Genomic DNA, 18,433 nt, shown 5'->3' with positions numbered 1-18,433 from the left:
GGGCGGCGTGGCGGCCGGGCCGCAGTACGGGGTGCGGGCCCGAGCCCGGCGCGGGGCGGGGCACGAGATTCGGCATCGAGGAGCCTCCCGGCCCGGAGAACCCCAGGGGATCATCCTGCTGCCCCGTGATCGCCTCGCGCAGCGCGGTCACGAACTCCGCGCAGGTCGCGTACCGCTGCTCGGGCGCCTTGGCGAGCGCGCGCATCATCACGGCGTCGACCTGCGGCGGCAGCTCGGGCCTGAGCTGCGACAGGGGCGTCGGCTGCTCGGCCAGGTGGGCCCAGAGCAGCGCGATGTCGTTCTCCCGCTGGAACGGCAGCCGCGCGGACAGCGCCTCGTAGACCACGCACGCCAGCGCGTACTGGTCGCAGCGGCCGTCGATGTGCTCCTTGTTGATCTGCTCGGGCGACATGTAACGGGGTGTGCCGATGAACTGGTCGGTCTGGGTGAGCCCGGAGATGGACGAGCGGTGCTTGGTGATGCCGAAGTCGGTCAGGTAGACGTGGTCCCCGGCCAGCAGGATGTTGGCAGGTTTGACGTCGCGGTGGATCAGGTCGTGCGCGTGGGCGGCGTCGAGCGCGGCGGCGACCTGGGCGAAGATCCGGTTGGCCGGCCCGAGCGGCAGCGGCCCCCGGTCGTAGATGAGGCGGCGCAGGTCGAGTCCGTCGACGTAGCGCATGGCGATGTAGAGCACGCCGTCGGCGTCGGCGTTCGCCTCGTAGATCGGGATGATGTTGGGATGTTCGATGCTGGCCACCGTCCTGGACTCCAGGATGAACCGCTGCCTGAAGCGGTCGTCGACGCTGAGCACCGGGTTGAGGATCTTCAGCGCCACCCGGCGGCTCAGCCGGGGGTCGAGCGCCAGGTAGACGACGGCCATGCCGCCCTTGCCGACGATGTCCTCGATGTAGTAGCCGGCCACCTCCTGGCCGATGAGCGCTCTTTCGTTCACGTGCATCACGTCTCGGTGGGGTGGCCGCAGTAGCCGCAGAAACGATGCGCGGGGCCGAGCTTCATACCGCACGAGGTGCAGTATTTGATCGCCGGGTCCGGCGCGGTCATCACCTGCTGCTGCTGCGGAGCCACGTGGAACGGCGGGGAGCGCCGTACGACCACGGTCTGGTGGGCACCGTCGTCGAGCGGTGGACCGGCCGCGGGTGGCTGTGCCAGTGCTGTCACCCCTTCAGGAGCGCGGCGACGCCACAGCAGATACGCCCCGCCGCCCGCGGCCACGAAGAGAATCGCGGCCGCGAGGAGGAACGGCCACAGCGGTGTGGAACCGGCCGGCGCGGCCGCCGCCTCCCGCGTGCCCTGGTCCTCGGGGCCGCCCCGCTTGGCCAGCGAGGTCTTGAGCAGTTCCGCGGCCACCACGTTGCCCGGGTAGAGCTCGAGCACCCGCTGGAACCCCGGCGCCGCCTCGGTGAAGTAGTTCGTGTGGTAGCGGGTCAGCGCCGCTTCGAACGCCGTGTCGATCGCGCCTCTGCGCGCCTCGACCCCGGCCTCCGTGAGGATCTTCGTGATCTCCCTGACGCCGATCATCCTGGCCTGGTCGCCGCCGCCGACGAGCAGGCCGATGACGTGGCCGTCCTTGTCGCCGATGACGGGGGCCCCGATCATGCCCTTGTCGGCCAGCCCGCCCAGCTTGACCGGCTCGTCCACCTTCTTCTCCGGGTCGGAGAAGGGCCTGCCGGTGTCGCCCGACGTGCCGCCCTTGCCGAGGTGGGCGATCTCGACGGTGTGGGTGGTCTTGGGGCCGGGACGGCCGAGGAAGCCGGCCACGCTGGTGGGCGAGCCCTGCTGCTCGGGCACCTTGTCCGCGAGCGGCGCCGTGGGCATGCCGACACTTCCCGTCACGGGGTCGAGCGGCACGAGCAGGGCGGCGCTGTCGGGTTTCGGCCCGGCCTTGGCGAGCTTGAGCTTGTAGCCGTCGGCGCTGGCCGGCGAGACGTTGGGGAAGGCCGTGATCTCCGTGGTCACGTCGATGATGCAGGTGGCGGTCTCGCTCTTGGGCGGATAGCAGTCCTGCAGGTGCCGGTCGAGCAGGTCGTCGGAGAGCTTGTGTTTCTTGTCGTCGGCCGGGATCCTGACGTCGTGGTGCTCGGCGAAGATCGTGTTGGCGGCGCGTACGGCGACGTCGTCGTCGTTCACCGCCAGGCGGCGCAGCGCGACGACGCTCCCGTCGGGGTTGACGACGGTGCCCGTGCCTTCGGCGAACGGGAAGTTGTAGGACCGCTCCACATGTTTGAGCCGGCCGACGTGGTCGAGCAGAGTGATCTCCACGTGGGACACGGCCTCCAGCCGCACCACGGCCGGGCTCACCAGGTCGGTGATCCCGCTCGGGTGCTCGTGTGCGGCGACCGGTATCGCGACCAGCACGAGCGCCGCCGCGACGCCACTGGCAAGAGCTCTGAGGCGCGCCATCTCTCCGCTCCAAACCGCAGGATTAGAACCAGCGTCCCAATCAGGTGCCGTAAGTCAATAGACGACTACGTAGACAAGCGCTTGCTCGGGGACATAACGTACGCGGATGGGGTTCGTGATCGGCGTCGACGTCGGTGGCACGTTCACCGACGTGGTCCTTCGCGCCAAGGAGAGCCGGCGCGGCGCATTGGCCGTGGCCAAAGTATTGAGCACCCACTACGACCCCATCGCGGGAATCCTCGCCGGTGTTACGCGCGCCCTCGGCGACCGCGACCCTGCCCAGGTCGAGCGCGTGGTGCACGCCACCACGCTGGCGACCAACGCGGTGCTCGAACGCACCGGCGTGCGAGTCGCCTATGTCACGACACAGGGCTTTCGTGCCACCATCCCGCTCGGCCGCTACGCCCGGGTCGAGGAGGACCGCTACGACCTCCGCTTCACGCCGCCGCCCCCGCCCGTGGCCCCCGGCGACTGTTTCGAGGTGGTGGAGCGGATCTCCGCGCGCGGCGCCGTACTGACGCCGCTGGACCCCGGGTCGGTGCGGGAGGCCGCCGCCGGGATCGCCCGGCGCGGCATCGAGTCGGCGGCGGTGTGCCTGCTGCATGCGTACGCCAATCCCGCGCATGAGCGGCAGGTGGCGGCGATCCTGCGCGAGTCGGTGAAGAACGTGGTGACGTCCTCGGACGTCTGGCCGGAGATCCGGGAGTACGAGCGCGCCACCACCACCATCATGTCCGCTTATATCGGTCCATTGATGGCTTCCTATCTGTCGCGGCTCCGGGAACGGCTGGCCGGCATCGGCATCGAGGCTCCCATCCACGTCATGGAGTCCGGCGGCGGCGTCATCTCCGCCGAACTGGCCGCCCGGCGCGCGGTCGCCACGATCGAGTCGGGCCCCGCCGCGGGAGTCCTGGCCGCGGCCGGCGCCGGGTATCCGGACGCCATCTCGTTCGACATGGGCGGCACGACGGCCAAGGCGTGCGTCGTACGCGGCGGGCGGCCCGAGATCACCCACGAGTTCCACGTGGGCGGCAAGGGCAGCTTCGGCGGGCGGCGGGCCGGCACCGGCGTCCCCATCAAGACCCCCGCCATCGACCTGGCCGAGGTCGGGGCCGGCGGCGGCAGCGTGGCCTGGCTCGACCCCGCGGGTGCGCTGCGCGTGGGGCCGCGCTCGGCCGGGTCCTCTCCTGGGCCCGCCTGCTACGGCCTGGGCGGCCGCGAGCCGACCGTCACGGACGCGAACCTGGTGCTCGGCTACCTCTCCTCCGCCTCCATCCCGCTCTCCCCCGGACTCGCGGGCGAGGCGCTCGACCGGCTGGCCGGGCCGCTCGGCGTGCCAAGGGAGCGGGCGGCGTACGCGGTGCACGAGATCGTCAGCGCCTCGATGGCGTCGGCGGTGCACGTGGTGACCGTCCAGCGCGGGATCGACCCCCGCGGCTTCGCCCTGGTCGCCTTCGGCGGCGCGGGGCCCACGCACGCGGCCCGGGTGGCGGAGCGGTTCGGGATCGGCACGGTGGTGGTGCCGCCGTACTGCGGAGTGGCGTCGGCTGCCGGGCTGCTGTCCGGGGAGCTCTCGACGGACCGTGTCCTGTCCCGCCTGGACGCGCCCGATCCCGAGGCGGTCTTCGCCGCTCTCGCCTCGGAGGCGGCCACGGACCTCGGGGTCTCACCCGGATCGCCGGGCGTGCGGGTGTCACGGTCGGTGGACGTACGGTTCCGGGGTCAGTCGCACGACCTGACCGTCCCGTGGAGCGCCGACCGCGCGCTGCTGGAGTCCCGTTTCTTCCAGCGGTACGCCGAGGTCTACGGCTTCACCCAGCCGGGCGCGATCGAACTGGTCGGCTACCGCGTCCGCGTCACCGTGCCCCCGAAAACGCACCCGAGAACGAACATGAAGAGCTGCCCTCCTGCGTACGAGCCGGCCCCGGGGCGCGGCGGGCGTACTTTCCCGAGACGGACGGGTACGTGGAGGTGCCGGTGCACACCAGGAGCACCATGGGCGCGGGCCTGCGGGGCCCCGCCCTCGTCGAGGACGCCGAGTCGGCGATCGTCGTGCCGCCCGGATGGAGCGCCACCCTCACCGGGTCCGGCGCCGTACGCCTGGCCAGGAGCCTGCCATGACCGACCCGCTCACCGCGGAGGTGCTGAGGAACGCCCTGGTCGTCGCGGCGGAGGAGGCGAGCATCGTGGTGGTGCGCGCGGCGTACTCGACGTTCATCGTGGAGGGCTCCGACGCCTGCGCCGCCGTCCTGGACGCGCGGGGGCGGCTGGTCGCCCAGTCCATGGCCACCACGCTCATGAACAGCATGGCGCTCAGGACCGCGCTCCCCGAGCTGGTCAAGGACTTCCCGCTGGAGACGATGCGGCCGGGCGAGGTGTACGCGCTCAACGACGCCTACCGGGGCGGCGTGCACACCAACGACCTGCTCGTCTACCGTCCCGTCTTCGTCGGCGGCGTCCCCGCCTACTTCACGGCCACCATGATCCACGTGTCCGACCTGGGCGGGCTCTCGGCGGGCGGCATGGCGCCCCTGGCCACGGACATCTACCTGGAGGGCCTGCAGCTCCCCCCGGTGCGCCTGGCCACGGAGGACGGCATCGACCCGGCCATGGAGGCCGTGCTGAGGGCCAACAGCCGCACCCCTGACAAGGTCATGGGCGACGTACGAGCGCTGGTGGCCGGCACGGCGGTGGCGGCAGGGCGGATGGAGACGCTGATCGGCGAGTACGGCGAGCGGGGCCTGGCGGACGGCGTCGACGCCTACCTGGACCACACCGAGGCCAGGACCAGGGCCGCGCTCGCCGAGCTGCCGCGGGGGCGGTTCGAGGCGTCGTACCCGATCGACGACGACGGGATAAATCCCGAAAAATCACATCGCGTTCGGGTGGCCGTCACGCTCGGCCCGCAGCGGGCCGTGCTCGACTTCGCCGGCACCGGCCCGCAGGTCCCCGCCGCCATCAACGCCTCGGCCTCCCAGTCCCTCGCCGCCGCCGTCTTCGCGCTGCGCTGCTTCCTGGACCCGGCGATCCCCATGAACGACGGCTGCCTGCGCGCCATCGACGTGCGCCTGCCCGAGTGCTCCCTGCTCAACGCCCGCTCCCCCTACCCCTGCGGCGGCCGGTACGTCCCCATCTACGCCGCCATGGAGGCCGTCTTCCAGGCCATGTCGGACGCGGTGCCGGAACGGGCCATCGCGGCCAGCGGCATCCTGCAGCCGTTCTCGATCGCGGCGGTGGACGCGCCGTACTGGATCCACCTCTCGTACGACTTCGGCGGGGTGGGCGCCCGGCAGGGCCTGGACGGGCCGGACGCGACGGGTGTGCACTTCGGGATCGGCCGCAACTCGGTGCCGCAGGCCGAGCCCGTGGAGAGCCGCTGCCCGCTGATCGTCGAGTCGGTCGAGACGATCCCCGACTCGGGCGGACCCGGACGTGACCGGGGCGGGCTGGGCTCGCGCACCGTCTACCGTTTCCTGGCCGGCTGCCACGTCACCACGCGCGGCGACCGGCTCCGGCTGGCGCCGCCGGGCCGCGACGGCGGGCTGCCGGGACGGCCGGGCGGGTTCTTTAAGCGTCATCTGGACGGGACGGTCGAGCGCCTGGCGTCGAAGGTCAACAACGTGCGGTTCGCGGCGGGCGAGGCGTTCATCGTGGAGACCACGGGCGGGGGCGGCATCGGCCCGCCGGGCGAACGCGACAGGCAGGCGCTCCTGGCCGACCTCGAGGCGGGGCGCGTCACCCCCCGAGGAGCGGCCGAGGACTACGGGGTCAGCCTCTGGGACGCATCAACCGGGCGGGATCGAAGGTCACGGAGAAGGGAGCCGACAGGGTGACCAGGTTTCCGGCCTTGTGAACGGCGGGTCCCGCGTAGGAGTGGCCGTCGAGTTCGTAGACGTAGATTCTCGGCCCTTCCATGGGCTCGACACGCCAGTAGAGGGGAATGCCCGCTTCGGCGTAAGCCTCCACCTTGGCCGCTCTGTCGACGGACTTGCTGCTCGGACTGACCACCTCGACGGCGAGGAGCAGATCGCCGGGTGAGTACATCAGGTCCACCCCGTCGGACACTTCCTCGGGGACTACGACGAGGTCGGGTATGTAGAAGTTCTCGTTGCTGTAGCCAACGTTGACCGTGGTCAGGCACTCCAGTTCGGGCGGCGCCGCGCTCTGGAGGGTGATCATCAGTCGGGTGATCACACGCTGGTGCAGGGGGGTGGGGGCAGGGCTCACTAGTAGGCTCCCGTTGAAGAGCTCGTAGCGGTTCCCGTCGTCGGGAAACTCGAGCAGGTCGTCGACGGTGAACGGCGGCGCACCCGGGAGAACCGTGCGCCTCGTGGTCGGCCCTTGGGCGGCCGTTCCGCTCTTCGGTTCGATCGTCGCCATTGCGGTCACCCACTCAGTATCGGGAGCCTCGCCCTCGCCCACATGCTACTTCGCCGAAAATCCTCACGTGGAGTGACGGGGGCGCCACGCTTCGGCGCCGCGCCGGACCGCCCGGTGCACCGCCCGCGCGACCCGTGCCCCCCATTCCGAGCGCGGCCCGCCGAAGACCTCCGGCGTTCCGGCGGCGGGCACGGCGACGGGCACGGCGACGCAGACCGCGTCGGACGCCGTGCCCGTGCACGGGAAGCCGGCCTCGATGAGCGCCTGCGTCTTCGCCTCCGTGACCGTCATGACCGTGTTGACCAGGGCGGCGTCCGTCATCGGGACCGGGAGCACGGTGACGATGTTGACCGTGCCCGCCCGCATGGGCGCGAGCTCGGGATCCTCGGCGCCCTCGGGGGCGGCGGCCCAGGTGGGCACCCGCAGCCCGACGGTGGCCACCGCCTCCACGCCGCCGTCCGCGGCCCGCGCGTAGCGGTCGACGGACGCGGCGGTCATCATCCCGACCCCGTCTCCGTCAGGGCCTAACGACCGCAGGTGCTCGGCCGGGTCCATGCGCGCGTAGCCGGCCACGACCTGCGCGTTCAGCACCCACGCGCGGGTCCCGATCCCTCCGCCCAGCATCGCGGAGGAGATCATCCGCCACCCTGGCCCGAACTCCCACAACAGCGACCCGAGCCTGGTCCCCTCCTCCACCCGGTACGTCAGCTTCACGGTCTTCCTCTGACCAGGTGCACCACGGGCCGCCCGTCGGGGCCAGGCTCGATCTTCACCTGGGCGTCGAAGTGCCGTCCCACCAGCGCCTCGGTCAGCACCTGGGCGGGCTTGCCCGCGGCCACCGCGCGCCCTCCGGCCATGAGGAGCAGGGAGTCGGCGTACAGGCCGGCGACGGTCAGGTCGTGCAGGGTGGTGACGACGGTCAGCCCGTCGGCCCGGCGCAGGCGGTCGACCAGCTCCAGCACCTGCTGCTGGTGCCCGAGGTCGAGCGCCGTCGTCGGCTCGTCGAGCAGCAGTACGGGAGCCTCCTGGGTGAGCGCCCTGGCCAGCACCACCCGCTGCCGTTCCCCGCCGGACAGCTCGCCGACGTGGCGGCCGGCCAGCTCCGACAGGTCGAGCCGGTCGAGCACGGAGGCGGTGACCCGCCGGTCGTGCCCGCTCTCCCTGCCGAGGTAGGGGATGTACGGGGTACGCCCGAGCAGCGCGTAGTCGAAGACCGACATGTCAGCCGGCAGGGCCGGGGACTGCGGCGCGTACGCCACCAGCCTGGCCCGCGCGCGTGGCTTGAGCGCGGCGGCCGGCCGGGAGTCGATCGTGACCTCGCCCCGGTGCGCGACCAGGCCCATGACCGCTTTGAGCAGCGTGGACTTGCCGGCGCCGTTGGGCCCGATGACGGCCAGCCATTCGCCGCGGTGCACGTCGAGCCCGACGTCGGCGACGACGTCACGCCCGCCGAGCCGCACGGAGACGGCCGATGCCCCGATCATGTGCCCGATCATGTGCCCGATCATGTGACCGCCCGCCTGGTCATGCGGAGCACGCCGACGAAGAACGGCGCCCCCACGAACATGGTGACCACGCCGATCGGCAGTTCGGCGGGGGCCAGCACGGTGCGGGCGACGAGGTCGGCCAGCACCAGGAAGGCCCCGCCGCCGATCATCGAGAGCGGCAGCACGCTGCGGTACGAGCCGCCCGCCAGCCGCCTGACGACGTGCGGGACGACGATGCCCACGAAGCCGATCAGCCCGCTCACCGCCACGGCCGAGGCGGTGGCCAGCGACGCCGCCAGCAGCACCGTGAACCGGACCCTGGAGGCCCGCACCCCGAGGCTGGTGGCCTCCTCGTCGCCCACGGACAGCACGTCGAGCATCCTGCCGTGCAGCAGGAGCAGGACGGCGGAGACGGCGGCGTACGGCAGGACCATCCAGAGCTGGTCCCACCCGCCGCCGACGTCGCCGAGGATCCACGAGTAGATGCGCTGCAGCTCCTCCACCTTGAACTGCTGGACGAACGTCTGGATCGCGGTCAGGAACGACGTGACCGCCACCCCGGCCAGCACCAGCGTGGCGGTGCCGCCCGCGCGCCCGGCGGTGTTGCCGAGCGTGTAGGCCAGGAACACGCCGCCGACGGCCCCGGCGAAGGCGGCGATCGGCACGCTGCCCTCCGCCGCGGGCAGCAGCACGATGACCGCGGTCGCCGCGAGCCCCGCCCCCGCGGCGGCGCCCAGTAGGTACGGGTCCGCCAGCGGGTTGCGGAACACCCCCTGGTATCCGGCCCCCGCCATGGCCAGCAGCCCGCCGACCACAGCGGCGACCAGGACGCGGGGCAGCCGCAGCTCGTACAGCAGCCCCTGCTCGACCGGGGCGAGCCCCGAGTCGACGTGGGCGAACGGCAGCCAGTCGGCGGCCTGGAGCACGACCTGCCACGGCGAGATGTCGGCGGCCCCGTCGAGCAGCCCGGCGACCATGGAGACGGCCAGCACGCCGAGAGCGCCTGCCACCCAGGCGGGTCTCGCCCTGGACGGGCGGGCCTGCGTCGTCACGGTCAGCTCGTGCCGTCCCCGGCGCCCGCCTTCGCCACGGCGGCGCCGATGGCCTCGGCCAGGTCGACGACGCGCGGCCCCCAGCGGGAGGCGATGTCGTCGTCGAGCTGGATCACCTGGTCCTTCTTGAGTGCCGACAGGTTCTTCCACCCGGGCCGCTCGGCCAGGGTCTCCTTGCTCTGCCCGCAGCACTTGACGTCCGCCAGGAAGATCAGGTCGGGGTCGGCCTGGGCGACGAACTCGGCGGAGAGCTTGGGGTAGCCGCCCGCGGACGCGGGCGCCTTGTCGGCGATGTTGGTGAGGCCGAACAGGCCGTAGATCTGGCCGATGTACGTCTCCGACGTCGCCGCGTACGGCGTCTGGTCGAGCTCGTGGTAGTAGGTGAGCTTGCTGTCCTTCGGCGCCTCGGCGACCAGCTTGTCCAGGGCCGTCTTCATGCCGGAGACGACCTCCTCGGCCTTGGCCTTGTTGCCGGTGGCGGCGCCGAACTCGACGATCTCCTCGTACGTGTCGTCGAGCGTGGTGGCGGCGGGCTGCACCAGGACGGGCACGTTCACCTTGCCCAGCTCGGCGACGATGTTGTTCAGGTCGTCGGAGACGACGACGAGGTCGGGTTTCTCGGCGACGATGGCCTCGACGTTGGGCTTGAAGCCCGACAGGGCGGTCTTGGGAGCCTCGGGCGGGTAGTTCGACTGGTCGTCGACCGCGACGACCTGAGAGCCGGCGCCGACGGCGAAGAGCGTCTCGGTGTGGCTGGCCGACAGCGAGACGATGCGCTCCGGCTTCTTGTCGATGGTGACCTGGCCGTTGCCCGCCTCGATCGTGACGGGGAACTCCCCGGAGGAGTTGGAGGAGGTGGAGGGAGCCGAGGACGCGGGGGCGGAGGAGGGGGTGGCTGTCGTGCCGGCCTGGCCACAGCCGGCCAGAACGAGCGTTCCCAGCAGCGCGCCCGCGAAGGCCGTTCGTACGGGCCTCACGAGTAGTCCTTTCACACTGTCGGAACCGAGAGACCCGCTTGGAGCGACGGATCACCCTTTTCCACGAGGGCTGATGACGTCGGCGCAGCGGCAGGCGACCTGGCTATGACAGTTGCGGGACAGCGCCGGATTCGCACCGGACTTCGCTGCAACGCTGCGCGTCGGACAAACGCTATCAATCCCCCTGTGGCGCCGGGCGTCAAGGGCCCAGTTGGGCCTCCGCCTCGGCGATGATCCGCTGGAGCCGGAGCCCGTGGGCGGCGTCGAGCGGGTGGCCGCCGCCGTTCCGCACGGTCTCCGCGAACTCCGCGGCCACGTTCTCGAGGGGGTCGTCGTCGAACGGCAGCAGCACGGCGTTGCCGGTGCGGCCGTACACGGCGAACGACGACGGAGGCAGGTCGCCGACCGCGGTCATGCACAGGGACGCCTCGCTGACGGCGCCGTTCTCGTGCTCCAGCAGCAGCCCGGTCCAGCCGAGCGGGTTGCCGTGGGCGCGCACGCCGCTCACCCGGCCGAGCGCGGCGTCCAGCAGGTCGATGACGTGCGGCCCGACGTCCAGCAGCGCGCCGCGTTCGAGCCGCCACGGGGTGGCGAAGTGGTGGTCGCCGAGGAGGGCGCCGGAGATGTTGGCGGCGTGGCCGCCGAACGCCTCGATCTCGGCGCAGCGGGCGAGGAAGATGCGGGTCTGGGTGGCGTACCTCATGGTGAGCACCATCTGGGAGGCGACGCCGGCTTCCGCGACGGCGGCGGCCAGGCGCTCGGCGTTCTCGAGCGAGTCGGCCAGCGGCTTCTCCAGCAGCAGCGCCTTGCCCGCGCGGGCGGCGCGCACGCCGATCTCGGCCTGTACGGCCGGCGGCACGCAGAACGCGACGGCCTCGCAGGCGTCGAAGAGCTCCTCGACCCGCTCGAACGCCGGAGCGCCGAACCGGGCGGCCGCCTCGGGCCTGCGGGCCCACACCCCGGCCAGCCGCGTGTGCGGCCCTCTGGTGAGCATCGGCACGTGCGCCATCTCCGCCCACGGCCCCGCTCCGACCAGCCCGACCGCCACCGGTTCCATGCGCCCCCCTAAGTCTTCGCAAACCTCACGATATTGGACATCAATCCCCCACATTGAACCTGCAAACGCTCTCTTGTGCCGCAAAAACCGATTCGAACGCTTCTCCGCCTCGGCGCTGCCTAGCATGATCGCCGTCCATCGCCCCCACCCGCGGCAAGGGTGCGACCAACGCGATAAGGCAGGATTTAGTGCTAAAAAGCCTCTTTTGTATAGCTATAGCGGGTTTGCTCGTCAGCACTTCGGCGGCGGCGCCCGCGAGCGCCGCACCGGCGCCGATCGACTGGGCGGCATGCGGCGAGATCGGCGGCGAGTGCGCCACCATCAAGGTGCCCGTCGACTACGCCGACCCCTCGGGCCCCACCCTCGACCTGGCGATCGGCCGGTTGAAGGCAAGCGAGCCGGACAAACGCATCGGCGTACTGATCGTACATCCGGGCGGCCCCGGCGGCTCGGGGATCAGCCCGTTCATTCTCAACGGCGCCATCGCCCCCGACAGCGCGATGCGTAAATACTTCGACCTCGTCAGCCTCGACCCGCGCGGCGTCGGCCGCAGCACCCCGGTGCGGTGCAGCGCGGACGTGGTGAACGAGTCCCCGCTCACCTTCCCGGCGAACGAGGCGGAGTACCAGGCGTGGCTGGCCTACAACGCCAAGCTGTCGGAGGATTGCCGCGAGCACACCGGCGCGACCATCGATCACGTGCACACCACCAACGCGGCCCGCGACATCGACTCGATCCGCGCCGTGCTCGGTGAGCGGCAGATCAGCTTCTTCGCCCTCTCGTACGGCACCCAGGTCGGCCAGCAGTACGCCGAGCTGTTCCCCGGCAGGCTCCGCGCCATGGCCATCGACTCGAACATGGACCACAGCATCACCTCGGTCTTCCGCTACCTGCAGACGACGACCGAGGACCTCGAGGGCTCGTTCAAGGCGTTCGTACGCTGGTGCGACAGCACCCGGGCATGCGCGCTGAACGGCGAGGACGTCACCGGAGTGTGGGACGGCCTGCACGACCGGGCCGCCGCGGGCCGGCTGGACGACCCGGCGACCGGAGAGCCCATCACCGCGGAACAACTGCGCCTGACGCTGTTCGACGCGATGTACGACCCGGCGGGAAGCTGGTTCGACCTCGCGAGCCACCTCAAGACGCTCGCGGACGGCGAAGCGACGGCGCGCACGACGGCTAAGACGGGTAAGACGAGTAAGACGGGCACGACGGGGCCCAGGAAACGGCAGGAGACCGTCGGCTACGCCTATCCGTCCATCTGGTGCTCCGACTGGAAGTGGGAGGTCAGCGGCTTCGAGCAGCTCGACCAGTACCGCAAGCGGCTGGAGCGGCTCTACCCGCACACCAAGCTGTCGCCCTTCTGGTCCGACGTGCTGGTCTGCCTGAACTGGCAGGGCAAGGTGTCCAACCCGCAGCACCGCCTGGACATCACCGGCAACCCGCCGACCCTGCTGCCCAAGGCCCGCTATGACGTCGGCACCCCGGCGGCGTGGAACTACGGCGCCGCCCGGCAGATCCCGAGGACCACGGTGCTGGAGTACGACGGCGTGGGCCACGGCCAGTACCGCAACAGCACCTGCGCCCGTACGCACATCGAAACGTACCTGACCAGCCTGGTGCTGCCTCCGCGCGGCACGCGCTGCGCGGCCGAGTACCCCGACCGGCCGTCCGCCACGGCCAAGGCGGAGCGCGGGCCCCTGTCGCCGACGGGCCGCCCGCTGCACTGACCCGTACGGCCGGCCCGCGGTCATGACCTGCCTCCGGGCCGCGGCCGGCCGTACCGGATGATGGAGCCATGGACGAGATGCTGCTGCTGCGACACGGCGCGACTGAGTGGAGCAAGGTGGGCAAGCACACCGGCCGCACCGACCTGCCGCTGACCGGCGACGGCGAGGAGCAGGCCAGGGCGCTCGCACCGCTGGTCAAGGGCCGCGAGTTCGGCCTCGTGCTGGTCTCGCCCGCGCAGCGCGCGCGGCGCACGGCGGACCTGGCCGGGCTCAACGGCTACGACGTGGACGCCGACCTGTGGGAGTGGGACTACGGCGGCTACGAGGGCATCACCACCCCCGAGATCCGCGAGAGCCGTCCCGGCTGGTACCTGTGGCGCGACGGGGTGATCCCCGGCGACGCCGAGCACCCGGGCGAGAGCGCCGCCGAGGTCGCCGCCCGCGCCGACCGGGTGATCGATCGGGCGCGCGCCGCGCAGGGGCGGGTGGCACTGGTGGCGCACGGTCACTTCCTGCGCGTCCTGGCCGCCCGCTGGCTGGGGCTCGGCCCCGCCGAGGGCCGGCTGTTCAAGCTCGACACGGGCACCTACTCGCGGCTCGGTCTCGAGCACGCCGAACCGGTGCTCATGGCGTGGAACGCCCCGGTCGACTGCCTCCAGGCGCCCTGACCCGCGGTCAGGCCGGCACCTGGGCGGGTCGCGGGCCGCGCCCCGTGAGCCACTCCAGGACCCTGCGGTGGCCCGCGGCGGCGTCCTCGAAATGGCCCCAGTGCCAGTACCTCGGCTGGTCGCGGATGCCGGTCACCCACGTCCGGTAGGAGACGGCGGCGCCCGCGGCGGCGGGAGCCACGCCGTAGGTGCGGATCACGACCTTGCCGCCCGGCGCGAACAACACGTCGTCGGCGATCGGGTACAGCGTCATCTGGTCGAGCATGGCCCCGATCCTGGCCCGGGCGGGAGGCGGAGCGGTTACGCCTCCGGCTCGCCGCCGTTAAGCGGGCGAGCCGGAGGTGAACATGGTGTTACACGAGCAGTCCGTCGAACTCTCCGTCCTTCACGCCGAGCACCAGGGCCCGGATCTCGTCGCGGGTATAGATGAGTGCAGGGCCGTCGGGGAAACGTGAGTTGCGCACCGCGATGCCTCCATCGGGAAGCTCCGCGAGCTCCACGCAGTTGCCCTGCGAGTTGCTGTAGCGGCTCTTGCGCCAGGCGACCTGGGTGAGGTCCGCCGCGGGCATGCCGTTGTAGGTCTGGTTCATCTACATCTTTCTGAGAAGACCGCCGATGAGCTCGACGGTGCCCCCTGGCGTGGTGCTTTCCACGCACAGTTGCTCCATAGCCGTGAGATACGGATCGATGTCCTCACGTTTGTCCAGGTACAGGGCACCCCAGAGCTGCTCGACGTAGACAACGTCCGACAAGTCGGACTCGGGAAACCGCAAGATGCTGAACGCGCCCCCTTCAGCGGCGTGCTTGCCGAACCTGAAGGGCATCACCTGCAGGGTGATGTTGGGAAGGGCAGCGACCTCCAGCAGATGCTGGAGCTGCTCGGACATGACCTCTCGCCCGCCGATGGTCCTCTTGAGAGCCGCCTCGTCGACGACGGCCCACAGACGGGGCCCGTCCTTCTGCGTGAAGCGCTCCTGACGCTGCATGCGCATGTGCACGCGGCGCTCGATTCTCTCCGGGCTCGCATCGGGGTTGCCGAGCTGATAGACCGAACGCGCATACGCGGCAGTCTGCAGCAGGCCCGGCACGAACTGCACCTCATAGGTGCGGATCACGCTGGCGGCCTCCTCCAGGCCCACGTACGTGGTGAACCACGACGGCAACTCCGCCGAGTACTTGTGCCACCACCCGGGGGTGTTGGCCTCACGAACCATCTCCAGCAGGGCACGGCGTTCGGCATCGTCGACGACGCCGTACAGGGTGAGCAGGTCTTCCACGTCACGTGTCTTGAAGCCGACGCGCCCGAGCTCCATGCGGCTGATCTTGGACTCGGACGCCCGGATGTGAAATCCGGCCTGAGCACGGTCCAGGCCGCTGGCTTCACGCAGGCGCCTGAGACTCGCCCCCAGCATGATGCGCCGAACGGTCGAGCCGGAACCAGGCGGATCAATGGACACGTGCTTGCTCCTTGGTCGTTTCCTTGCGACTCAGTCTGTCACTTCACGGCCCAAAGATCATGGGCCGCGGACAAGATCCCCTTTCCCCCATATTGACCTTTTGGAGGAAACCGTAGCGCTTGCACGCGTTGTCTGCACGTGCATTCGCTCTTGCAGTTGCACGAGAGTTTGACGCAGAATGATCTACGTGCAATCCACCACGGCGCCCGGCCAGTGGACGACCTTCGATTGGTGGCCTCCGGTCGGCTGGTGGCCGGAGGCCGCCCGCGATCTGCTGGCCCCCGGCCCGTCGACGAGCGCCACGTTCGTGCTGCCGCCCACCGCTTCCTCCGTCCATTCGGCCCGGAGCTTCGGCGCCGGCGTCCTGACCGGATGGGGGCTGGGCGAACTCATCGAGAACATGGAACTGGTGGTCTCCGAGCTGGCCACCAACGCCCTGCGCCACGGTCTCTGCCTCGACGACCCGCGCCGCGAACGCGCCGTGCACATGTCCCTGGTCCGCCGCGGGCCGCTCGTGACCAGCGCCTTCACCGATCCAGGGTCATCGGTGCCGGTGCTGCGATACCCTGGGCCCCTTGACACCGGCGGCCTCGGACTCCACATCGTCGAATCACTCAGCCTCCGCTGGGGCTGGTCCGCACTCGCACCTCACGGAAAGATCGTCTGGGCAGTCCTCTCCTGACCGGGGGTGATCTGCATTACCGTGGATGGTCATGGCTCACGGTGAGTCCCTTGCGCGCGACCCCATGAGAGTGCTGACAGATGGAAGATCACCTGCTCGGCTGGCTGCGAACACTAGAGGAAGACCGGCTCGGCCGCGTCCTGGCCAACAGGCCTGACGCCATCGCCGCGCCGTGGCCACGGCGGCTCGACACCCTGGCCCAGCGGCTGGGCAACGGCTTCGCCGTCATGGAGACCCTGCGGAGGCTTCCCCTCCCCTGCCTGCAACTGGCCGAGGCCGCCCTGGCCATGACCCGTCCCACGGCCGACCGGCTGGCGGCCTTCGTCGACGCCCGGCCCGACGACGTGACCCCCTGGCTCGATCACCTCTACGACCACGCGCTCGCCTGGCCCGGCGACGACGGCGTGATCCATCTGGCCGAGGGCGTGACGCGCTGGTGGTCGGCGCCGCTGAGCCTGGGCGAGCCCCTCGACCACTACCTCAACTCCTGGACCATCAGCAACGACGCGCTGCACGCGCTCGCCCGCAACCTCGGTATGCCCGCGCAGGGCAACAAACGCCGCACGATCGCCCGGGTCACCGAGGCGCTCAGCGACGGCGAGCGGGTCCGGGCGATGCTGGCCAAGGCCCCCGAGGGCGCCGTCCCGCTGCTCGACCGGTTCGCCTGGGAAGGGCCCACGCTCAACGTCGACGGCGGCCGCTTCGTCACCGCCGGCACGCCGGAGAAGTGGTGCGCCGACCACGGCATGCTGTTCCGGCCGAGCTGGCACGTCGCGGAGATCCCCCGCGAGGTCGCGATCTGCCTGCGCGGCCCCGGCTACCACCCGCCCTACGCGCCCGAGTCGCCCGAGGTGGCCACCATCCCCGTCGATCCCGAAGAGGTCGACCACCTGATGACCCTGGCCGCGCCGCACGTGGTGGAGCGGTGCGCGGCCCTGCTCGACAACACCGCGAAGACGCCGCTGCCGCTGCTCAAGACCGGCGGCGTGGGCGTGCGCGAGGTGCGCAGGATCTCCAAGGAGACCGGCTGCGACGAGGACGAGACGCGGCTGCTGCTGGAGATCTGCGCGGTGGCCAGGCTGCTGGCCTGGGACGAGCAGTCCGGCGGCATGATCCCCACCGAGCGCTACGACCGTTGGCGGCTCGACGAGGGCTCGGCCAGGCTCCGGGTGCTGCTGTCGGCGTGGTGGCGCATGGAGCGCTCGTCACTGCGCAGGGTCGACGGCAAGTACGGCACCGTGCTTGGCGACGACCCCACCGGCAGCGCGGTGGCAAGGGTCCGCAGAGCCGTGTTGTCGGTGCTGGCCCACCTGCCCGCCGGCACGGCGTTCGCCGGCCGCGACAGCCTCATGGGCAGTGTGCACTGGCACGCGCCTCTGATCGACGTGGATCTGCTGCGGGAGTGCGCCCCCGCGGTGCTCGACGAGGCCAGGCTGCTGGGACTGCTCGCCAACAACGCGCTCACCGACCTGGGCCGGGCGCTGGCCGGCCTGACCGCCCGGCCGGGCGACGAGAACGACGCCGCCGTGCCCATGGTGGAGCACGACCCCGTGCTGTCCGAGGCGGCCACCCGGGCGCTGGCGAGCGTGCGCAGGAGCGCCCTGTTCGGCCCCGACCTCACCGCCGTCGTGACCGGCCCGCCGTCGGCCGAGCTGGCGGAGCTGCTCGACCGGGCCGCCGACCGCGAGTCGCGCGGCGCCGCCTCGGTGTGGCGCTTCACCACGGGCAGCGTACGCCGGGCCCTCGACCGCGGCTACGAGCCCGACGAGCTGCTCGACGAGCTGGCCGCGGTCGGCACCATCCCGCAGCCGCTGGAATACCTGGTGCGCGACACCGCCCGCCGGCACGGCGAGGTGACGGTCACCACGGTGGGCTGCGTCGTGCAGGCCGCCGACCCGACGCTGCTGGCCGAGATCGCCGCACACCGGCGGCTGGGCAAGCTGGGGCTGCGGCTGCTCGCGCCCACGGTGCTGGTCAGCGCCGAGCCCGCGGAGCGGACCCTGTCGGCGCTGCGCGAGGTCGGCTACTCCCCCGTGCCCGTGGCCGACACCGGCGAGATCACGATTCACCGGGCCAGGTCGTCCCACCTGGACGAGCCGCACAACGGCAAGCTGATCCTGCTGCCCGGCGGCCAGGTGGCCGAGCTGTCCGACTTCACCGGCATCACCGAGCTCGAGGCGCCCCCCTACATGCTGGCCGAGCCGCCGCCCGACCCCTACGAGCACGCCCGCCGCCTGATCACCTCCAGCCGGGCCGACGCCGGCACCAACGGCCGCACCTGGGCGGTCATCGGCCGGATGGCCACCAGGCTGCCGACGGCCCAGCAGTCGCTGCTCGGTTTCGTGGTCGACCGCGGCGTGCGGGCCGGCATCACGCTCACCGACGGTCTGACGGCCACCATCAGCCACGGCGAGCTCAAGGGCGGCGCGCTCGACGCGTGGTGCGAGGAGGCGGGCGACTACCTGGAGTTCCCCCTCGCCGAGATCGTCGAGGTCAGGGGCGCCTACTGACGCCCGCGC

Annotated in this window: 17 protein-coding genes and 1 pseudogene; 7 read left to right on the top strand and 11 right to left on the bottom strand. The window is 71.3% G+C overall.

Annotated features, from left to right (window positions below; translation table 11 throughout):
* Both E1295_RS13785 and E1295_RS13780 read right to left on the bottom strand, forming a co-directional pair.
* On the bottom strand, nucleotides 1–958 hold a 958-nt coding region (locus E1295_RS13785), incomplete at its 3' end, for a serine/threonine-protein kinase (protein ID WP_166427212.1).
* The gene (locus E1295_RS13780) at nucleotides 958–2,421 is read right to left on the bottom strand and encodes a hypothetical protein (protein ID WP_132630653.1); all 1,464 of its coding nucleotides are present in this window, start codon (nucleotides 2,419–2,421) and stop codon (nucleotides 958–960) included. The genes E1295_RS13780 and E1295_RS13785, both read right to left, overlap by 1 nt.
* A 106-nt stretch (nucleotides 2,422–2,527) precedes the next feature.
* Between E1295_RS13780 and E1295_RS50865 the strand changes: the two are divergent.
* The 3 genes and pseudogenes from E1295_RS50865 to E1295_RS13770 all read left to right on the top strand — a co-directional run.
* A pseudogene (locus E1295_RS50865) lies at nucleotides 2,528–3,937 on the top strand (hydantoinase/oxoprolinase family protein); the annotation flags it as partial.
* A 461-nt stretch (nucleotides 3,938–4,398) separates the two neighbouring features.
* The gene (locus E1295_RS50110; protein ID WP_220448693.1) at nucleotides 4,399–4,542 is read left to right on the top strand and encodes a hypothetical protein; all 144 of its coding nucleotides are present in this window, start codon (nucleotides 4,399–4,401) and stop codon (nucleotides 4,540–4,542) included.
* Nucleotides 4,539–6,254, top strand: coding sequence for a hydantoinase B/oxoprolinase family protein (locus tag E1295_RS13770; RefSeq protein ID WP_132630652.1), 1,716 nt, complete (start codon nucleotides 4,539–4,541; stop codon nucleotides 6,252–6,254). The genes E1295_RS50110 and E1295_RS13770 overlap by 4 nt, the downstream gene beginning before the upstream one ends.
* On the opposite strand, the gene E1295_RS13765 is transcribed toward E1295_RS13770, so the two are convergent.
* From E1295_RS13765 to E1295_RS13740, 6 genes are all read right to left on the bottom strand, one after another.
* Nucleotides 6,190–6,843, bottom strand: a complete 654-nt coding sequence (locus E1295_RS13765; RefSeq protein WP_166427211.1) for a Uma2 family endonuclease — start codon at nucleotides 6,841–6,843, stop codon at nucleotides 6,190–6,192. The two genes, E1295_RS13770 and E1295_RS13765, sit on opposite strands and share 65 nt — an antisense overlap.
* A gap of 21 nt (nucleotides 6,844–6,864) precedes the next feature.
* A complete protein-coding gene (locus E1295_RS13760; RefSeq protein WP_132630650.1) occupies nucleotides 6,865–7,515 on the bottom strand; it encodes an adenosylcobinamide amidohydrolase in 651 nt (216 codons plus the stop codon).
* On the bottom strand, nucleotides 7,512–8,285 hold the full coding sequence (locus E1295_RS13755) for an ABC transporter ATP-binding protein (protein WP_181957986.1): 774 nt from the start codon (nucleotides 8,283–8,285) through the stop codon (nucleotides 7,512–7,514). The genes E1295_RS13760 and E1295_RS13755 overlap by 4 nt, the downstream gene beginning before the upstream one ends.
* Nucleotides 8,286–8,305: 20 nt before the next feature.
* A complete protein-coding gene (locus tag E1295_RS13750) occupies nucleotides 8,306–9,340 on the bottom strand; it encodes a FecCD family ABC transporter permease (protein ID WP_246080026.1) in 1,035 nt (344 codons plus the stop codon).
* Nucleotides 9,341–9,342: 2 nt separating this feature from the next.
* Nucleotides 9,343–10,317: an ABC transporter substrate-binding protein gene (locus tag E1295_RS13745; protein ID WP_132630648.1), complete on the bottom strand. Its 975-nt coding sequence runs from the start codon at nucleotides 10,315–10,317 to the stop codon at nucleotides 9,343–9,345.
* Nucleotides 10,318–10,516: 199 nt separating this feature from the next.
* On the bottom strand, nucleotides 10,517–11,374 hold the full coding sequence (locus E1295_RS13740) for a Gfo/Idh/MocA family protein (protein ID WP_132630647.1): 858 nt from the start codon (nucleotides 11,372–11,374) through the stop codon (nucleotides 10,517–10,519).
* A gap of 224 nt (nucleotides 11,375–11,598) precedes the next feature.
* Here E1295_RS13740 and E1295_RS13735 point away from each other — a divergent pair, with 224 nt between their 5' ends.
* Together E1295_RS13735 and E1295_RS13730 are read left to right on the top strand one after the other, a co-directional pair.
* A complete protein-coding gene (locus tag E1295_RS13735; RefSeq protein WP_132630646.1) occupies nucleotides 11,599–13,107 on the top strand; it encodes an alpha/beta fold hydrolase in 1,509 nt (502 codons plus the stop codon).
* Between the two features lie 68 nt (nucleotides 13,108–13,175).
* A complete protein-coding gene (locus E1295_RS13730) occupies nucleotides 13,176–13,775 on the top strand; it encodes a histidine phosphatase family protein (protein ID WP_132630645.1) in 600 nt (199 codons plus the stop codon).
* A gap of 7 nt (nucleotides 13,776–13,782) precedes the next feature.
* Here E1295_RS13730 and E1295_RS13725 read toward each other — a convergent pair whose 3' ends face one another.
* From E1295_RS13725 to E1295_RS13715, 3 genes are all read right to left on the bottom strand, one after another.
* Nucleotides 13,783–14,040 carry a hypothetical protein gene (locus tag E1295_RS13725; protein WP_132630644.1) on the bottom strand — a complete coding sequence of 86 codons (258 nt, stop codon included), beginning with the start codon at nucleotides 14,038–14,040 and terminating at the stop codon, nucleotides 13,783–13,785.
* Between the two features lie 88 nt (nucleotides 14,041–14,128).
* Nucleotides 14,129–14,365, bottom strand: coding sequence for a DUF397 domain-containing protein (locus E1295_RS13720; RefSeq protein WP_043632079.1), 237 nt, complete (start codon nucleotides 14,363–14,365; stop codon nucleotides 14,129–14,131).
* Entirely contained in the window at nucleotides 14,366–15,187 is an 822-nt protein-coding gene (locus E1295_RS13715) for a helix-turn-helix domain-containing protein (RefSeq protein WP_132630662.1), read from the bottom strand.
* A gap of 223 nt (nucleotides 15,188–15,410) precedes the next feature.
* Between E1295_RS13715 and E1295_RS13710 the strand changes: the two genes are divergently transcribed.
* Together E1295_RS13710 and E1295_RS13705 are read left to right on the top strand one after the other, a co-directional pair.
* Nucleotides 15,411–15,914, top strand: coding sequence for an ATP-binding protein (locus E1295_RS13710; protein WP_132630643.1), 504 nt, complete (start codon nucleotides 15,411–15,413; stop codon nucleotides 15,912–15,914).
* An 80-nt stretch (nucleotides 15,915–15,994) separates the two neighbouring features.
* Entirely contained in the window at nucleotides 15,995–18,424 is a 2,430-nt protein-coding gene (locus tag E1295_RS13705) for a helicase-associated domain-containing protein (RefSeq protein WP_132630642.1), read from the top strand.
* The last annotated feature ends 9 nt before the right edge of the window (nucleotides 18,425–18,433 follow it).

The organism is Nonomuraea mesophila (genome assembly GCF_004352805.1).
Lineage (GTDB): Bacteria > Actinomycetota > Actinomycetes > Streptosporangiales > Streptosporangiaceae > Nonomuraea > Nonomuraea longispora.
Note: the sequence above shows the minus strand (reverse complement) of the source record. Positions and strands in the feature narration are given on the sequence as shown.